16 protein-coding genes are annotated in these 16921 nt (G+C 60.7%); 11 read left to right on the top strand and 5 right to left on the bottom strand.

All coding sequences use genetic code 11. The annotated features are described in order from the left end of the window. The first annotated feature begins 152 nt into the window (after positions 1–152). From ACA079_RS02005 to ACA079_RS01960, 10 genes are all read left to right on the top strand, one after another. On the top strand, positions 153–725 hold the full coding sequence (locus ACA079_RS02005) for an outer membrane lipoprotein carrier protein LolA (protein ID WP_497704269.1): 573 nt from the start codon (positions 153–155) through the stop codon (positions 723–725). Further along, positions 709–3048 (top strand): MMPL family transporter, encoded by a 2340-nt coding sequence (locus ACA079_RS02000; RefSeq protein WP_497702402.1) that lies wholly within the window; start codon positions 709–711, stop codon positions 3046–3048. Before ACA079_RS02005 ends, ACA079_RS02000 begins: the two co-directional genes overlap by 17 nt. Beyond that, the gene (locus ACA079_RS01995; protein ID WP_497702401.1) at positions 3045–4205 is read left to right on the top strand and encodes a cation:proton antiporter; all 1161 of its coding nucleotides are present in this window, start codon (positions 3045–3047) and stop codon (positions 4203–4205) included. Before ACA079_RS02000 ends, ACA079_RS01995 begins: the two co-directional genes overlap by 4 nt. Next, positions 4192–5439, top strand: coding sequence for an NAD(P)/FAD-dependent oxidoreductase (locus tag ACA079_RS01990; protein WP_497702400.1), 1248 nt, complete (start codon positions 4192–4194; stop codon positions 5437–5439). The genes ACA079_RS01995 and ACA079_RS01990 overlap by 14 nt, the downstream gene beginning before the upstream one ends. Further along, positions 5436–6161 (top strand): class I SAM-dependent methyltransferase, encoded by a 726-nt coding sequence (locus tag ACA079_RS01985; RefSeq protein ID WP_497702399.1) that lies wholly within the window; start codon positions 5436–5438, stop codon positions 6159–6161. The genes ACA079_RS01990 and ACA079_RS01985 overlap by 4 nt, the downstream gene beginning before the upstream one ends. A 134-nt stretch (positions 6162–6295) precedes the next feature. Further along, positions 6296–6778 (top strand): hypothetical protein, encoded by a 483-nt coding sequence (locus tag ACA079_RS01980; RefSeq protein WP_497704268.1) that lies wholly within the window; start codon positions 6296–6298, stop codon positions 6776–6778. Further along, positions 6775–7971: a beta-ketoacyl-[acyl-carrier-protein] synthase family protein gene (locus ACA079_RS01975; protein ID WP_497702398.1), complete on the top strand. Its 1197-nt coding sequence runs from the start codon at positions 6775–6777 to the stop codon at positions 7969–7971. The genes ACA079_RS01980 and ACA079_RS01975 overlap by 4 nt, the downstream gene beginning before the upstream one ends. After that, positions 7968–8429, top strand: a complete 462-nt coding sequence (locus ACA079_RS01970; protein WP_095127485.1) for a hotdog family protein — start codon at positions 7968–7970, stop codon at positions 8427–8429. The genes ACA079_RS01975 and ACA079_RS01970 overlap by 4 nt, the downstream gene beginning before the upstream one ends. Continuing rightward, a complete protein-coding gene (gene fabG / locus ACA079_RS01965) occupies positions 8426–9154 on the top strand; it encodes a 3-oxoacyl-ACP reductase FabG (RefSeq protein ID WP_134419685.1) in 729 nt (242 codons plus the stop codon). The genes ACA079_RS01970 and fabG overlap by 4 nt, the downstream gene beginning before the upstream one ends. Then, positions 9154–10380, top strand: coding sequence for a beta-ketoacyl-ACP synthase (locus ACA079_RS01960; RefSeq protein ID WP_497702397.1), 1227 nt, complete (start codon positions 9154–9156; stop codon positions 10378–10380). Before fabG ends, ACA079_RS01960 begins: the two co-directional genes overlap by 1 nt. Before the next feature lie 60 nt (positions 10381–10440). On the opposite strand, the gene ACA079_RS01955 is transcribed toward ACA079_RS01960, so the two are convergent. The 3 genes from ACA079_RS01955 to ACA079_RS01945 all read right to left on the bottom strand — a co-directional run bounded on the left by ACA079_RS01955 (position 10441) and on the right by ACA079_RS01945 (position 12637). Further along, the gene (locus ACA079_RS01955) at positions 10441–10884 is read right to left on the bottom strand and encodes a DUF2846 domain-containing protein (RefSeq protein ID WP_497702396.1); all 444 of its coding nucleotides are present in this window, start codon (positions 10882–10884) and stop codon (positions 10441–10443) included. A 375-nt stretch (positions 10885–11259) separates the two neighbouring features. Beyond that, entirely contained in the window at positions 11260–11643 is a 384-nt protein-coding gene (locus ACA079_RS01950; RefSeq protein WP_497702395.1) for a type II toxin-antitoxin system PemK/MazF family toxin, read from the bottom strand. Between the two features lie 97 nt (positions 11644–11740). Beyond that, entirely contained in the window at positions 11741–12637 is an 897-nt protein-coding gene (locus ACA079_RS01945; protein ID WP_008149588.1) for a LysR family transcriptional regulator, read from the bottom strand. Positions 12638–12803: 166 nt separating this feature from the next. Here ACA079_RS01945 and ACA079_RS01940 point away from each other — a divergent pair, with 166 nt between their 5' ends. Further along, complete coding sequence (locus ACA079_RS01940) at positions 12804–14030, top strand: MFS transporter (RefSeq protein ID WP_497704267.1); 1227 nt, start codon at positions 12804–12806, stop codon at positions 14028–14030. Between the two features lie 150 nt (positions 14031–14180). Here the strand turns inward: ACA079_RS01940 and hemE are convergent, their stop codons facing one another. Both hemE and ACA079_RS01930 read right to left on the bottom strand, forming a co-directional pair. Further along, entirely contained in the window at positions 14181–15248 is a 1068-nt protein-coding gene (gene hemE, locus ACA079_RS01935) for a uroporphyrinogen decarboxylase (protein ID WP_008149581.1), read from the bottom strand. A gap of 252 nt (positions 15249–15500) precedes the next feature. After that, positions 15501–16919: an FAD-dependent oxidoreductase gene (locus ACA079_RS01930; protein WP_008149580.1), complete on the bottom strand. Its 1419-nt coding sequence runs from the start codon at positions 16917–16919 to the stop codon at positions 15501–15503. Positions 16920–16921 lie beyond the last annotated feature (2 nt).

Here is a 16921-nt window from a genome sequence, read left to right as displayed (position 1 = left end):
CCGTCTGTAGCAGCTGCCGAGCCCGCGAGGCTGCGTTCGGCGGCGAAGCCGTCGCAAAACCTGCACATGCGATACATCAGAAGAACCGCAGGGCGACTGCTGCGCAGCCGAACGCAGGCTTCGCCAGCTGCTACAGGTTCGTGGTGGGGCTGATGTTGATGGTTGGCTTTTCTTCGCTGGCGCAGGCTTTTGATTTGCAGCAGTTGAGCGATCAACTGGCAAAACCTGACGTGATCCACGGCAACTTCATCCAGGAAAAACACCTGCGCGCCCTGCCCCAGCCGCTGACCAGCAAGGGCACTTTCGTTCTCGCTAAAAACCACGGTTTGCTCTGGCTACTGAAAACCCCGCTGCAACAGGATTACCGCATCAGCGCCAAAGGCATTGCCCGGCGTGACGCCAATGGCTGGCAAATGCTGCCGAGCAAGAGTGCCGGCGCCGAGCAGAACCGTTTGTTCCTCGCAGTTCTGCAAGGCGACAGCAGCGGGCTGCAACGGGATTTCGAGCTTTCACTGAGCGGCGACGCACAGAACTGGAAGCTGACGCTGACCCCGCGCTCCATGCTGCTCAAGCAGGTGTTCACTCAAATCAACATTACCGGCGGCGAACTGGTGCACAGCATCGAGCTGCTCGAAACCCAGGGCGACAGCACGCTTTTGCGCATGCAGGACAGCACCAGCGCCCAACCGTTGAGCGACGCGGAGCAACATGACTTTGCCGAGTGAACGGAGTCTTCCGCGGCTATTTCTGATCCTGCTGCTGGCGGTGCTCGCGCTCGCCGGTTGGCAATGGCGTGACGGCGCACCGCTGTCGGCCAACCTGATGGAACTGGTGCCGGGCACGGCGCCGGACGCGCTGGAACTGCGCGCCGAACAACGCATGCAAGAACCGCTGAACCGCGAAATGCTGGTGCTGGTCGGCCACACCGATCGCCAGCAAGCGGTCGCCATGGCGCAGAAACTGGGTGAACAGTGGCAGGCCAGCGGCTTGTTCGAAAAGGTCCAGTGGAACCTGCAAGCCGACTTGCCGGCGCTGCGCACGCAATTGCTCAATGGCCGACTGGCGATGCTCTCAGCGGCTGACCGGCAGCAACTGATCGAGCATCCCGACGCCTTTATCCAGCAGCGAGTACAAGCGCTGTTCGACCCTTTCACCGGCTTCAGCCTCGTGCCGAGCCAGGATGATTGGCTGGGCCTGACCGGGCGCATCCAGAACAGCCAGCCGCAGCACGGTTCGGTGCAATTGGACATCGGCAGCGGTGCGCTGGTCGCCGATGCCGACGGCAAGAGTTGGGTGCTGCTGCGCTCGCGCACCACTGGCAACGCCTTCGACATGAACTTGCCGCTGCAAGTGGCCGACCTGCTCCAGCACAGCCGTGAAGAAGCCGCCCAGGCAAATGTTCAATTGCTTGCCGCCAGCGGCTTGCTCTATGCGGCCAGTGGGCAAAAGCAAGCCACCCGGGAAATGACCTGGGTCGGTGGCGGCGCCACGGCGGGCATTCTATTGCTGTTGCTGCTGGCCTTCCGGCGCTGGCGGGTGTTGCTGGCCTTCGTCCCGGTGCTGGTCGGCATGCTCTTCGGCGCGGTGGCCTGTGTGGCGCTGTTCGGCCATATGCACGTGATGACGCTGGTGCTCGGTTCCAGCCTGATCGGCGTAGCGGTCGATTACCCGCTGCATTACCTGTCCAAGAGCTGGAGCCTGAAACCCTGGCACAGTTGGCCGGCCCTGCGCCTGACGTTGCCGGGCCTGACGCTGAGCCTGATCACCAGTTGCATCGGTTACCTGGCCCTGGCCTGGACACCGTTCCCGGCGCTGACCCAGATCGCCGTGTTCTCTGCCGCCGGTCTGCTCGGCGCTTATTTGTCCGCGGTGTGCCTGCTGCCGGCACTGCTCAAGGGTACAGACCTGCGTCCAGCGCAGTGGCCGCTTCGGGTGGCCGAGTATTTGCTGGGGCGCCGTGAAGCGTTGCTCAAACTCGCGAGCACGCCGGTGCTGCTGGCGCTGCTGATTGCCTTTTGTGTGGGCGGTCTGTTGCAGCTCGACACCAAAAACGACATTCGCCAGTGGGTCGGTGCACCGCAGCAACTGACTGACGAAGCACAAACCATTGCACGCATCACCGGCTATCAACCCACCAGCCAGTTCTTCCTGGTGCGCGCGGCCAATCAGCAGCAACTGCTGGAACGCCAAACCGCGCTGAGCGAGCGGCTGGATCAGTTGGTCAACCTGGAAAAACTCCAGGGTTATCTGTCGCTCAATCAATTGGTCAGCCAACCCACCGAACAGCGGAAAGTGCGTGAAGCGCTGAACAAGTTGCCGCAGTTCTGGCAACCGCTGCTCGATGTCGGCGTGCCAGCGGAGGCGCTGCAAGCAGAGCTTACGAAGTTGCAGGCACTTCCCACCGAAGACATCGACGCAGCGCTGCTCGGTCCTTTGGCCGAGCCCTATCGCACGCTGTGGCTGGGACCGACCGATGACGGCGTAGCGGCAATGGTCAGTCTGCAAGGCCTGAACAACCCCTCTTTGCTGCGAGTCCAGGCGCTGGATTTACCGGGCGTGGAACTGGTGGATCGCCTCGGCGAGTTGAACAAGGTGTTCGCCGACACCCAGATCAGCGCCGCAGAGTTGAAACTCGCTTCCTGCGTGCTGATCGTGCTGGTGCTGATCTTGCCGTTCGGCTTCGGCGGCGCGCTGCGAATCGTCTCTCTGCCGCTGCTGGCCGCGCTGTGCAGCCTGGCCAGTCTCGGTTGGATGGGGCAACCGCTGACGCTGTTCAGCCTGTTCGGCCTGCTGCTGGTGACGGCCATCAGCGTCGATTACGCGATCCTCATGCGTGAACAGGTCGGCGGCGCTGCCGTGAGCCTGCTGGGCACCTTGCTGGCGGCGGTAACTACGTGGCTGTCGTTCGGTTTGCTGGCGGTGTCCAGCACGCCGGCGGTGAGCAACTTCGGTCTGTCGGTGAGCCTCGGTCTGGCCTTCAGCTTCATTCTTGCGCCGTGGGCCGGACGCCAGGTTCACGCCGCCCCGGTCACGGAGTCGGCAACATGATGATCGCCGTGTTCTGGGTCATGGCCCTGGCGCTGTTCGCCGTGGCCACCCGTGTCGGTCGTCACTTCGGCGTGATCCCGATTGTCAGCCAGTTGCTGCTGGCCACCTTCGGCCTGCCGCTGCTGATGTACTTCTGGATCGAACCCCAGTGGCAATTGAGCGGCGCCGCGCTGGTCGCGCCGGTCTGGCTGAAAAACGTCTACAGCCTGAGCTTTGCCTTGTTGCTGGGGCACATTCTCAGTGACGTGATTGACCTTCGACTCGACCGTCAGAGCCTGAAAATTGCCCTGCCGAGTTTCTGTATTCCGTTTGCCTGCGGCCTCGCGACAGCGGTCTGGCTGCTACCGCCGCAACCCTGGATCAGTTCCCTGGCGGTCGGCCTGCTGTTCGCCATCACTGCGATTCCGGTTTTGTATTTGTACCTGCGACACATCAAATACCCGCCTGCCGCCACCCGGCGACTGGTGCAGACCGCGATCCTCATCGACCTCACTTGCTGGACCCTGTTCGCCATCGCCCAGGGCAGCCTGCACCTGAGCAGCCTCTTGCTGCCGCTGGCCGGCGCCTGCCTGCCGTTGCTCCTGCGCCTGCTCCGCTTGCGCCAACCGTTGCTGCACAGCGGTTGCTTCTTCGCACTGCTGGTCGTGGCGGAACACTTCAAGCTCAATGCGCTGATTTTCGGCATCGGTTACCTGCTGTGGATGGCCGCGCTCAAAGTGCCGCTGGTGCTGCCGTTGCCGGTGATCTGGATGAGTCACTTGCAGACGTATATCGCGATCCCGCTGATCCTCACGTTCGGCATCGTGCAGATCAACGTCCACGCGGCCATGGCCAGCCTCGGCTGGGTGCAATTGGCCGCGCTGCTGCTGTTCCCGATTGCCAGTAAACTGCTGGGCAACTGGCTGGGCCTCGGCTGGGCCGGCGCCTCGTTTGAAGGCGCCAGTCGCTGGCGGGAAAGTGTCTTGCTGAATATTCGTGGCTTGAGCGAGATCGTCTTTCTCAACCTGCTGCTGCAACAACAACTCATCAGCCCGGCGCTGTACTTCGCGTTGATGGTGATGGGCCTGATCGCGACACTGCTGCCGGCACTCGCCGGCATGCACCGAACCCCTCTGAACATCGCCGTCCCGGCAAGGAGCCCCCGTGCCAACAGTTGAAATGGAACATCGTCAGGTCGTGGTGATCGGTGCAGGTCCATCGGGCGCCATCGCCGCCGCGCTGCTCAAGCGCAAAGGTCACGATGTATTGATGATCGAACGCCAGCATTTCCCACGGTTTTCCATCGGTGAAAGCCTGTTGTCCCACTGCCTGGATTTCGTCGAAGAAGCCGGCATGCTCGAGGCGGTGAACGCCGCCGGATTCCAGTTGAAAAACGGTGCGGCATTCGCTTGGGGCGAGCAATACAGCGCCTTTGATTTTGGCGAGACTTTCAGCAACGGCAAGCCGACCACCTTCCAGGTCCTGCGTGCCGATTTCGACAAGCTGCTGGCCGATCAGGCCGCGCTGCAAGGCGTCGACGTTCGTTACGGCGAAGCCATCGTCAGCGTCGATTTCACCCTGCCGAAACCACAGCTCGACGTGCTTCGCGAAGACGGCAGCCAGTACCGCGTCGAAGCCGATTTCGTGCTGGATGCCAGCGGCTACGGCCGTGTGTTGCCGCGCTTGCTCGACCTTGAAGCGCCGTCGGATTTCCCGGTGCGCCAGGCCGTGTTCACCCACGTCGAAGACCACATCGACAACCCGGCCTTCGAGCGGGAAAAAATCCTCATCACCACCCATCCGATCCACCGCGATATCTGGTTCTGGACCATCCCGTTCAGCGACGGCCGTTGTTCGGTGGGCGTGGTCGCGGCAGCCGAACACTTCGAAGGCCGCATGGAGAACCTGGATGAGTGCCTGCGTGGGTTTATCGCTGAAACTCCAAGCCTGGCCGGCGTGTTGAACAACGCCGTGTGGGATACGCCTGCTCGAACCATCGGCGGCTACTCGGCCAACGTCAAAACGCTGCACGGGCCAGGCTTTGCCCTGCTCGGCAACGCAGCGGAATTCCTCGACCCGGTGTTCTCCTCCGGCGTGACCATCGCCATGCGCTCGGCGAGCATGGCCGCCGGCGTTCTGCATCGCCAACTGCAAGGCGAAAATGTCGATTGGCAGACTGAGTTCGCCATCCCCCTCAAGCGCGGCGTCGACACGTTCCGGTGCTACGTCGAGGGCTGGTACGCCGGGACGTTCCAGGATGTGATTTACCATGAGGGCGGCTCGCCGGATATTCGCCGCATGATCAGCTCAATCCTCGCCGGGTATGCCTGGGACGAGCGTAATCCGTTCGTCGCCGAACCCAAGCGCCGGCTGCGGATGCTCTCGGAGCTCTGTGCAAGGGATGCCACATGAGTTACTTGAGCGACACCTACGTCGAAGAGACCCGTTTTGGTTTCTGGTTCCTGCGCAGCCACACCTGGCAGCACCATGTGTTGCGAGTAGCGATCAGTGACCTTCGCAGCCTGTTCAGCGAAACACCGCCGAGCAACCCGGTGCTGCTGGATGCCGGGTGCGGTCAGGGCAAGTCGTTCCAGTACTTGCGCCAGACATTTGCCCCCCAGCGCCTGATCGGTCTGGACGCCGATCCTCACAGCCTGAACCTGGCCGGCGAAGAAGCCGTCCGTCAGGGCATGGAGGTGGAGCTGACCGGCAGCGACTGCGCGAGCATCAACGTCCCGGACGCCAGCGTCGATCTGCTGTTCTGTCACCAGACCTTCCATCATCTGGTGCAGCAGGAACAGACACTGGCCGAGTTCTACCGCGTGCTCAAGCCCGGTGGCTATCTGCTGTTCGCCGAATCCACCGAGGCTTACATTGATACCTGGGTGATCCGCTGGTTGTTCCGCCATCCGATGCACGTGCAGAAGAGCGCCGCCGGGTATCTGGACATGATTCGCCAGCAGGGTTTCGAACTCGGCCCGCAAAACGTGTCTTATCCATACTTGTGGTGGAGCCGCGCCAAGGATTTCGGCCTGTTTGAACGCTTGGGTCTGCGCCAGCCAAAGCCCTTCGGCCAACGGGAAGAAACCCTGGTCAATGTGGTCGCGCGCAAACCTCTTGAAAGGTGTGTTTGATGTTCATTGTCAGTCGCTCAACCTGCGGTCCCTGTGGGAGCGAGCTTGCTCGCGATAGCGGTGGGTCAGCCAACATAACTGTTGAATGTAGTGCCCTCATCGCGAGCAAGCTCGCTCCCACAGGGATAGCGGGCATCCTGAGATTTTTGCTCCTCGGCGCAGTCCTGTTGCTGAGCGCCTGTGCCAGCCGGGCGCCGCTGCCCGAGCAAACGCCGAACCTGTCGTTGCCGCTGCAATTGCATATCCAGCGCCTGGCGGCCGATCAACGTCAGGACTGGGTGCTGGTGATTCAGCGTGAAGGCCCTGGCATTCGCTGGTCGATGATGGACTTGCTGGGCATTCCACAGGCACGCCAGAAACTGGTCGATGGCGAGTGGCAGGCTGACGGTCTGCTGCCGCCCAATCCGGAAGCGCGAGAGCTGTTCGCCGCGCTGCTGTTTGCGCTGACCCCAAAAGATGAACTGTCGGGCAACTATCCCGCCGCGTGGCAGCATGGCTCGCAACGATCCTTGCCAGAGCACTGGGAAATCCGCTACTCACAACCCATGAGCTTTGAATTGAACCTGCCCAAAGGCCCGAAATATCAAGTCACGCCGCTCAGTGGGGACACGCCATGACGGCCTACCTGAACGCCCTCGGGGTGATCTGCGCCCTGGGTCGTGACAAGTCCGAAGTCACCCGCAACCTGTTTGCCGGTGACTGTTCGGGCATGCGCAATGAGGCCGGCTGGGTGGTGGAACGGTCGCTGCCCGTGGCCGCGGTTCAAGGCGAACTGGCGCCGATCCCGGCTGAGCTTGCGCAGCAAAGCACCCGCAATAATCAATTGCTGCTGGAAGCCGCGCTGCAAATTCGCGAAGACATCGACCAAGCGATCCAGACCTACGGCCGCGACCGCATTGGTATCGTTCTGGGCACCAGCACCTCGGGCATCGACGAAGCCAGTCGCGGCCTGGCCCATTACATCCGCGAGCATCAGTTCCCGGCCGATTACGACTATCAGCAACAGGAACTCGGCGCGCCGGCGAACTTCCTCGCCGACTGGCTGCAACTGAGCGGCCCGGCCTATGTGATTTCCACGGCCTGCACGTCCAGCGCCCGAGCGCTGATGAGTGCTCAGCGACTGTTGGACCTGGGCATTTGCGACGCGGTGCTGTGCGGCGGCGTCGACAGCTTGTGCAAGCTGACCCTCAATGGGTTCTCGGCGCTGGAAGCGGTGTCCGGGCAACGCTGCAACCCGTTTTCGGTGAACCGTAACGGCATCAACATTGGCGAAGCGGCGGTGCTGTTTTTGATGAGCAAAAGTGTCGGCGACAGCCAGCCGATTGCCCTGCTCGGCAGTGGCGCCAGCTCCGATGCGCACCACATTTCTGCGCCGGAACCGACCGGCCGTGGCGCCCTGCAAGCGATGCGCAAAGCCCTGAGCCGAGCACAACTGCAACCACAACAGATCGATTATCTGAACCTGCACGGCACCGCCACCCAACACAACGACGCCATGGAAAGCCTGGCGGTGGCGACGTTGTTCCCGGCGGGTGTGCCGTGTTCGTCGACCAAACCCATGACCGGCCACACCCTCGGCGCTGCCGGCGCTCTGGAAGCGGCGTTCTGCTGGTTGAGCCTGAGTGCAGGCAATCGCGAGCACGCCCTGCCGCCTCACGTCTGGGACGGCCAACCGGATCCCGAATTGCCCCCCCTGAATTGGGTGACCCCGGCCAATCGCCTGACGTCCATTGCACCTCGCTATCTGATGAGCAATTCCTTTGCCTTCGGTGGTAACAACGTCAGCCTGATTATCGGAGACGCCCCATGATTGACTGGCCGATCGCCGAACTGCTGCCGCACGCTGGCGACATGATCTTCATCGAGCAGATCCTGTCGTTCGATGACGAGCAGATTTACACCCGTCTCACGGTCAGACCCGATGGCCTGTTCAACCGCCCGGACGGCAGCCTGCCGGCCTGGGTCGGCATCGAACTGATGGCCCAGAGCGTCGCCGCCTACGCCGGTTGCCATGCCCGTCAGCGTGGCGATGCGGTGGAGCTGGGGTTTCTGCTCGGCACCCGCAAATTCGAATGCAACGTCGAGCACTTCCCCGCCGGCACCGAGCTGACCATCCACGGCATCCGCTCGTTGGAAGACGACAACGGCATGGGCGTGTTCGAATGCCACATCACCGCGCCCGGCATTCACGCCACCGCTCGTCTGAACGTGTTCCGTCCGCCTCAGGCTGCTCAATACCTTCATGAAACCCAAGGAACCCAGCCATGACTGAATCCGTACTGATCACCGGTTCCAGCCGTGGCATCGGCCGTGCTATCGCTTTGCGTCTGGCCCAGGCCGGGCATGACATCGTGCTGCATTGCCGCAGTGGCCTGGCGGACGCTGAAGCCGTGAAGGCCGAAATCGAAGCCTTGGGGCGCAACGTGCGCATTCTGCAATTCGACGTGTCCGATCGCGCCAGCTGCAAAGCCATTCTCGAAGCCGACGTGGAAACCCACGGCGCCTATTACGGCGTGGTGCTGAACGCCGGTCTGACGCGCGACGGTGCTTTTCCGGCCTTGAGCGAGGATGATTGGGACATGGTGATGCGCACCAACCTCGACGGTTTTTACAACGTGCTGCACCCGGTGATGATGCCGATGATTCGTCGTCGCGCGGCCGGCCGGATTGTTTGCATCACCTCGGTTTCCGGGTTGATCGGCAACCGTGGACAGGTCAACTACAGCGCCTCCAAAGCCGGGTTGATCGGCGCGGCGAAGGCGTTGGCGATCGAGTTGGGCAAGCGCAAAATTACCGTTAACTGTGTCGCACCCGGCTTGATCGACACCGCGATGCTCGATGAAAACGTGCCGGTGGAAGAAATGATGAAAATGATCCCCGCACAACGCATGGGCACCCCGGAAGAGGTGGCCAGCGCGGTGAATTTCCTGATGTCGGCGGAAGCGTCGTACATCACCCGGCAGGTTCTGGCCGTCAACGGAGGCCTGTGCTGATGAAGCGCGTCGTCGTCACCGGCATGGCCGGCATCACCTCACTGGGCAGCGATTGGGACACCATCGCCGCTAACTTCGCGGCCAACCGCAGCGGTATCCGCCGGATGGACGAGTGGGATCGCTTCACCGAACTCAACACGCGCCTGGCGGGGCCGATCGACGACTTCAAAGTGCCGAGCCACTGGACCCGCAAACAATTGCGCAGCATGGGCCGGGTCTCGCGCCTGGCGGTCGGCGCGGCAGAACAGGCATTGGCCGATGCCGGGCTGTTGGGCGACGAATCGATCAAGGACGGGCGCATGGGCGTTTCCTGCGGCTCATCCACCGGCAGCACCGACGAGATCAAGGCGTTCGGCAACATGCTGCTCAACTCGGTGGCCGAGGGCCTGAACGCCAACTCCTATGTGCGCATGATGCCGCACACCACGGCGGCGAACATCAGCATCTTCTTCGGCCTCACCGGCCGGCTGATCCCGACCTCCAGCGCTTGCACCAGCGGCAGTCAGGGCATCGGTTATGCCTACGAGTCGGTCAAGTTTGGTCGCCTGCCATTGATGCTCGCCGGCGGTGCCGAAGAACTGTGCCCCACCGAAGCGATGGTCTTCGATGCGCTCTACGCCACCAGCCTGAAAAACGATGCACCGCAGACTTCCCCACGCCCCTACGACAGCGGCCGCGATGGCCTGGTGATCGGTGAAGGCAGCGGCATGCTGGTGCTCGAAGAACTCGAACACGCCTTGGCTCGCGGTGCGCACATCCACGCCGAACTCGTCGGTTTCGGCAGCAACGCCGACGGCCAGCACGCCACCCGTCCCGAGCAGGTCACCATGCGCCGGGCCATGGAACTGGCGCTGGAAGACGCCGGGTTACAGCCTTCTGACATCGGCTACGTGAATGGTCACGGCACGGCCACTGAACAGGGCGACATTGCCGAAACACTGGCAACGAGCGCGTTGTTCGGCGAGCACATGCCGATCAGCTCGCAGAAGAGTTTCCTCGGACACACCCTCGGAGCCTGCGGTGCGCTGGAATCCTGGTTCAGCATCGAAATGATGAACCACGACCTGTACGTCCACACCCTCAACCTCGACGACGTCGACCCACACTGCGGCAAACTCGATTACCTGCGCGGCGAGTTCCGGCAGATGAGCAACCAGTACGTGATGAACAACAACTTTGCGTTTGGCGGGGTTAATACTTCGCTGATCTTTCGGCGTTGGTCGTAAGACTCAGCGAACTTGATCGTTCCCACGCGGGAGCGTGGGAACGATCAGTTGTGTAACTGCTTACTGAGCTTGAATCAATTTGCTTTCAGCGACGCCAGCGCGGCCTGTCTTATCGTCGACGACTTGCAGGTTGTTGCGCGCCTTGATGAAGCCCACTTTCACTTCCTGCCAGACAAAGTAGTTCTTGCCGGCTTCTGCGGTGAGTTTCAGTTCCGAATCGTTTTCCGCCGAAGACAACAGGGTCTGTTGACCGGCCGGGACGGATAGCATCAGGTAAGACTTGGCGACGGTCTGCCCTACCGGCTTGCCATTGAGTGCCACCGGCATTTTCACGCCTGCCCCCATACTCTCGTTGCGATAAACGTAGATATTGGCTTTGTCCGGGGTGACCTGGAAGGTCTTGGCCTGAGCGTCCTGGCTTTCATCAGCCATTTTTACCGAAGCACAACCACCGGTCAGAGCGGTCAATGCCAGCAAAGCGGTGAAGGTTAACTGCTTGAACATCCTGTATCTCCATTGTTTTGATGAGTCCCACAACGGTTATCGGCCGTGCCCAACAAAACATTGAATCTCTATGGCGTCAGCTTGCGCGTCAGCAATTCAATCAACGTAACCGCCCCACGGATATTCCTGCGCGGGTCATGATTTGCGTCATTCAACGATTTCAGTAACGCCAGAAACGACAAAGGGCGCCTTTCGGCGCCCCTTCACAAACAGGTCGGCTTGTCATCGCCCTGTACCTGTCTGGCTCTGCGATGGCTGGTTACCCAAGATCCTCAGAGTCTCACAAGCCCCTTTCGGGAACGCGGGCAGTATTGCTTGAAATTGAACAGGGGGCAACGGATGGCAGTTCGCCCAACCACACCAAACCTTATGCCATCACAGCCCAAGGGCGCTACGCACTGCGACTTTGATTGCGTAGAACTCATCTGTTTCAAGTTGTGAAATGACATAAACGCGCTTCCCCTGACGGTCTCGGCTTTTGATCCGGTCGAGTCTGGAGAGACTTACTGTCGCAACCATATCGCACTTTGCCCAACAGATTGGACTCGCACCATGGAGATGACTTTGAAGTTCCAGATGATGTTCAAGTACGCGATCTGGAGCGGTAGTACTCAACGGCACAACCGTTACCAGCAAGCTGTTCGTTCTGTGTTTAGGTATCACGACAACGGGTCTGACCTTGATCATCTCAGGGATTTCATAGCCCCTGAAATCGCAAATCAGCACGCTGCCTTCCTTGGGTTGATATAGAAGTGGCATCCATGGCACTCATCGAAAGAAATCGATTTTGCGCAAGAATCGGACAAATCCCTAAGGCGGATCCGTAACTTCGAATGTCCCAAGTGCGGCAACCTGTTCAGATTCCTTCAACCTTACGCGTCAACAACTCCACAAACGCCTTGGCCATCGGTGACTTCTGATCCTTACGTTGCACCAGCCACACTGCTGACACCGCCTCAGGATCGAGCAGAGGCCGATAGACCACCCCTTCGATGCGCATCCGCTGATAGGACGCCGGCAGCACGGATACACCCAGCCCCGCCGCCACCAGACCAATGATCGTCATCGCCTCGCCCGCCTCCTGAGCAAAGTGCGGACTGAAACCGGCATCCCGGGCCAGGCTGAGCAATTGTGCGTACAGACCACTGCCATAACTGCGTGGGAAAAATACGAAGGGTTCGAGGGCCAGAGCTGACAGAAACAAGCCTTCCTCACTATCGGTCACTAATGGATGCTTGGAACTGAGCACCGCCACCAGCGGCTCACGCATCAGCTCCACCACGCTGAGCGAGTCCGGCAACCCAAGCGGCCGCATGATCCCGACTTCAATCGACTCATCCACCAACGCATCGGCGACCTGGGTGCTGCTCATCTCCCGCAGGTTCAGGTGCACCGCCGGAAATCGCTGGCGAAATGAAAAAATCGCCTGTGGAATGGTCGAGTTGAACGGCGCCGACGAGGTGAAGCCAATCTTCAGTTCGCCCAACTCACCCAACTGCGCCCGCCGTGCAACATCCGCTGCCTTGTCGACCTGCGCCAGCACCAACCGCGCCTCTTCCAGAAACAGCCGGCCGGCTTCACTGAGCTCGACCCGACGATTGGTGCGCTCGAACAACCGCGCGCCCACCTCCTGTTCCAGCGCCTGAATCTGCTGACTCAGCGGCGGTTGCGAGATGCCCAGCACCTGGGCGGCGCGGCCGAAGTGCAGTTCTTCAGCGACGGCGATGAAGTAGCGCAGGTGACGCAATTCCATGAAAACTCCATTAGGTCGTTAAACCTATCAAACAGGTCGAACAATATATTGGATTGAATCATTAGGCAGCTATATGCTTTTTTCATTGCCTGACCGGCTGCGTCCTCCGAGGTCCGAAGTGAAAACTGCTGTCGCTCCACTTGCCCATGAAGTTCCGCCCGCAGCGGTGGACGATGTTGTCGCCGAACTAAAGGAGATCTACATCGAAAAAGGCACACCGATGTTCATGCGCACGGTGTTGGCGCTGTTCTCCGGCGGCTTCGCGACCTTCGCCCTGCTCTATTGCGTGCAACCGATGATGCCGCTGTTGTCCCACGAATTCTCCATCAATGCAGCGCAGAGCAGCCTGATCCTCTCGGTCGCCACCGGCATGCTCGCCATTGGTCTGCTGATCACCGGCCCGATCTCTGATCGCATCGGACGCAAACCGGTGATGGTCGCGGCGCTGTTCGCCGCCGCACTCTGCACCATCGCCAGTTCAATGATGCCGAGCTGGCAGGGTGTGCTGGTCATGCGCGCGCTGGTGGGGTTGTCGTTAAGCGGACTGGCAGCGGTCGCCATGACTTACTTGAGTGAAGAGATCCATCCACAGCACATCGGTCTGGCCATGGGTTTGTACATTGGCGGCAACGCGATTGGCGGGATGTGCGGACGCTTGATCACCGGCGTGTTGATCGATTTCGTCAGCTGGCACACGGCGATGCTGGTGATCGGTGGTCTGGCGCTGATCGCGGCGGCAGTGTTCTGGAAAATCCTCCCCGAGTCGCGCAACTTCCGCGCCCGCTCATTGCACCCACGCAGTTTGATTGACGGCTTCACCATGCACTTTCGCGACGCCGGCCTGCCGCTGCTGTTCCTCGAAGCTTTTGTGCTGATGGGCGCGTTCGTCACCCTCTTCAACTACATCGGTTATCGCCTGCTGGCCGAGCCGTATCACATGGATCAGGCCTTCGTCGGGCTGCTCTCGGTGGTGTATCTGTCGGGTATCTACAGTTCAGCGAAAATCGGCTCGTTGGCCGACAAACTGGGCCGGCGCAAAGTGCTTTGGGCGACCATCGTGCTGATGCTCGCAGGCCTTGCACTGACCATGTTGACGCCGCTGCCGGTGGTGATCATTGGCATGCTGATCTTCACCTTCGGTTTCTTCGGCGCTCATTCGGTGGCGAGTAGCTGGATTGGGCGTCGGGCGATCAAAGCCAAGGGGCAGGCGTCGTCGCTTTATCTGTTCAGCTATTACGCCGGTTCGAGCATCGCCGGGACGGCGGGCGGGATGTTCTGGCACATGGGCGGGTGGAACGGGATCGGGTTGTTCATTGGCGGGTTGCTGGTGATTGCGCTGCTGGTGGCGTTGAAACTGGCGAAGTTGCCACCGCTCGGTGGTGTAAAGGCTTAAACACAAATATCCAGTCAGCCATAAACAACTGTGGGAGCGAGCTTGCTCGCGATGGCGGTATAACAGACAACTTAGATGTTGAATGTTATGGCCTCATCGCGAGCAAGCTCGCTCCCACATTAAAGCCGGGTGTTTATCAGACCGTCACGATCACTCGTGGTACTGCGCCGACAGTTCATGCACCGCGCGCAGGAAGGCGCCAGCGTGTTCCGGGTCGACCTCAGGCGTGATGCCATGGCCGAGGTTGAACACGTGACCGCTACCCTTGCCGTAGCTGGCGAGGATGCGGCCGACTTCGGTGCGGATGGCTTCTGGCTTGGCGTACAGCACGGTTGGGTCCATGTTGCCTTGCAGGGCGACTTTGCTGCCGACGCGATCACGGGCGCTGCCGATGTCGCAGGTCCAGTCCAGGCCCAATGCATCAGCGCCAGCGTCGGCAATGCTTTCGAGCCACAGGCCGCCGTTCTTGGTGAACAGGATGACCGGCACTTTGCGGCCTTCGTGCTCGCGGATCAGGCCGCTGACGATTTTGCGCATGTAGGCCAGGGAGAATTCCTGGTACGCCGCCGCCGAAAGGCTGCCACCCCAACTATCGAAGATCTGCACCGCTTGCGCCCCGGCCATGATCTGGCCGTTCAGGTAGCTGGTGACCGTCTGCGCGAGTTTGTCGAGCAGCAGGTGCAAGGCTTGCGGGTTGTCGTAGAGCATGGTTTTGGTCTTGCGGTAGTCTTTCGACGAGCCGCCTTCGACCATGTAGGTGGCCAGGGTCCATGGGCTGCCGGCGAAACCGATCAGCGGCACGCGGCCGTTCAATTCGCGGCGGATGGTGCTGACCGCGTCCATGACGTAGCCGAGGTCTTTGTGCGGATCAGGAATCGGCAGCGCTTCGATGTCAGCCATCGTGCTGATGACTTTCTTGAAGCGCGGGCCCTCACCGGTTTCGAAGTACAGGCCTTGGCCCATGGCATCGGGGATGGTCAGGATGTCGGAGAACAGGATCGCCGCGTCCAGTTGCGGATAGCGGTCGAGCGGCTGCATCGTGACTTCGCAAGCGAACTCCGGGTTCATGCACAGGCTCATGAAGTCGCCGGCCTTGGCACGGCTGGCGCGGTATTCCGGCAGGTAGCGACCGGCCTGACGCATCATCCAGACAGGCGTGACGTCTACGGGTTGCTTGAGCAGGGCGCGAAGGAAACGGTCGTTCTTCAGGGCAGTCATGTCGGCATCCGGAAAAAAAGTGCGGGCATTTTCTCAGAGCGCGACGCAAAAGGCACGGTTGCAGGTCAGCCTTTTGTCTATCGGGTCAATTTGTCGCGGTGGAATGCAGTTTTCGCAACACCACAAAACAACTGTGGGAGCGAGCTTGCTCGCGATGGGGGCTTCACATTCAACATCTCTGCTGACTGATCTACCGCTATCGCGAGCAAGCTCGCTCCCACATTTTGATCGCATTCCAGTTTTAGAAAGTGATCAGACGCCCAGGTAATCCAGGATCCCTTCGGCGGCATTGCGGCCTTCGAAGATCGCCGTCACCACCAGGTCAGAACCGCGAACCATGTCGCCACCGGCGAAGATTTTCGGGTTGCTGGTCTGGTGCTTGTACTGACCTTGTTCCGGGGCCACAACGCGGCCCTGGCTGTCGGTCTGGATGCTGTGCTGTTCGAACCACGACGCCGGGCTCGGACGGAAACCGAACGCGATGACCACGGCATCAGCCGGGATGATCTCTTCGGAACCCGGAATCGGCTCAGGGCTGCGACGGCCACGGGCGTCCGGTTCGCCGAGACGGGTCTCGACCACCTTCACGCCTTCGACGCGGTCTTCGCCGACGATGGCGATTGGCTGGCGGTTGTAGAGGAATTTCACCCCTTCTTCCTTGGCGTTCTTCACTTCTTTACGCGAGCCCGGCATGTTCGCTTCGTCACGACGATAAGCGCAGGTCACCGACTTGGCGCCCTGGCGAATCGAAGTACGGTTGCAGTCCATCGCCGTGTCGCCGCCACCCAGTACCACCACCTTCTTGCCTTTCATGTCGACGAAATCTTCCGGCGACTTTTCAAAGCCCAGGTTGCGATTGACGTTGGCGATCAGGAAGTCCAGCGCGTCATGCACGCCCGGCAAATCTTCACCGGCAAAGCCGCCCTTCATGTAGGTGTAGGTGCCCATGCCCATGAACACGGCATCGTATTCTTCGAGCAGTTGCTCGACGGTCACGTCCTTGCCCACTTCGGTGTTCAGACGGAACTCGATGCCCATGCCGGTGAAGACTTCGCGGCGATTGCTCAGCACGGTCTTTTCCAGCTTGAACTCGGGGATGCCGAAGGTCAGCAAACCGCCGATTTCCGGGTTCTTGTCGAACACCACCGGGGTCACGCCGCCACGCACCAGTACGTCGGCACAACCCAAACCTGCCGGGCCTGCGCCGATCACCGCAACACGCTTGCCGGTCGGTATGACCTTGGACATGTCCGGGCGCCAGCCCATGGCGAACGCGGTGTCGGTGATGTACTTCTCGACCGAACCGATGGTCACCGCGCCGAAGCCGTCGTTGAGGGTGCAGGCACCCTCGCACAGACGATCCTGCGGGCACACCCGGCCGCACACTTCCGGCAGGGTGTTGGTCTGGTGCGACAGCTCGGCAGCCTGAAGAATGTTGCCCTCGGCCACCAGCTTCAGCCAGTTTGGAATGAAGTTGTGCACCGGGCACTTCCATTCGCAATACGGGTTACCGCAACCCAGGCAGCGGTGGGCCTGATCGGCCGAATGCTGGGGTTTGAAGGGTTCGTAGATCTCCACGAACTCTTTCTTGCGTTGACGCAACAGTTTCTTCTTCGGATCTTTGCGCCCGACATCGATGAACTGGAAGTCGTTATTCAGACGTTCAGCCATTG

It is taken from the genome of Pseudomonas sp. LBUM1645, from assembly GCF_059716185.1.
The sequence above is the reverse complement of the archived record's forward strand: the minus strand, read 5'-3'. Positions and strand labels throughout refer to the sequence as shown.

Excerpts from the sequence above, each read along its gene's own strand:
- ACA079_RS02005 (WP_497704269.1), top strand. The coding sequence starts at position 153 with ATGTTGATGGTTGGCTTTTCTTCGCTGGCGCAGGCTTTTGATTTGCAG.
- ACA079_RS02000 (WP_497702402.1), top strand. The coding sequence starts at position 709 with ATGACTTTGCCGAGTGAACGGAGTCTTCCGCGGCTATTTCTGATCCTG.
- ACA079_RS01995 (WP_497702401.1), top strand. The coding sequence starts at position 3,045 with ATGATGATCGCCGTGTTCTGGGTCATGGCCCTGGCGCTGTTCGCCGTG.
- ACA079_RS01985 (WP_497702399.1), top strand. The coding sequence starts at position 5,436 with ATGAGTTACTTGAGCGACACCTACGTCGAAGAGACCCGTTTTGGTTTC.
- ACA079_RS01975 (WP_497702398.1), top strand. The coding sequence starts at position 6,775 with ATGACGGCCTACCTGAACGCCCTCGGGGTGATCTGCGCCCTGGGTCGT.
- ACA079_RS01970 (WP_095127485.1), top strand. The coding sequence starts at position 7,968 with ATGATTGACTGGCCGATCGCCGAACTGCTGCCGCACGCTGGCGACATG.
- fabG (WP_134419685.1), top strand. The coding sequence starts at position 8,426 with ATGACTGAATCCGTACTGATCACCGGTTCCAGCCGTGGCATCGGCCGT.
- ACA079_RS01960 (WP_497702397.1), top strand. The coding sequence starts at position 9,154 with ATGAAGCGCGTCGTCGTCACCGGCATGGCCGGCATCACCTCACTGGGC.
- ACA079_RS01955 (WP_497702396.1), bottom strand. The coding sequence starts at position 10,884 with ATGTTCAAGCAGTTAACCTTCACCGCTTTGCTGGCATTGACCGCTCTG.
- ACA079_RS01950 (WP_497702395.1), bottom strand. The coding sequence starts at position 11,643 with ATGCCACTTCTATATCAACCCAAGGAAGGCAGCGTGCTGATTTGCGAT.
- ACA079_RS01945 (WP_008149588.1), bottom strand. The coding sequence starts at position 12,637 with ATGGAATTGCGTCACCTGCGCTACTTCATCGCCGTCGCTGAAGAACTG.
- hemE (WP_008149581.1), bottom strand. The coding sequence starts at position 15,248 with ATGACTGCCCTGAAGAACGACCGTTTCCTTCGCGCCCTGCTCAAGCAA.
- ACA079_RS01930 (WP_008149580.1), bottom strand. The coding sequence starts at position 16,919 with ATGGCTGAACGTCTGAATAACGACTTCCAGTTCATCGATGTCGGGCGC.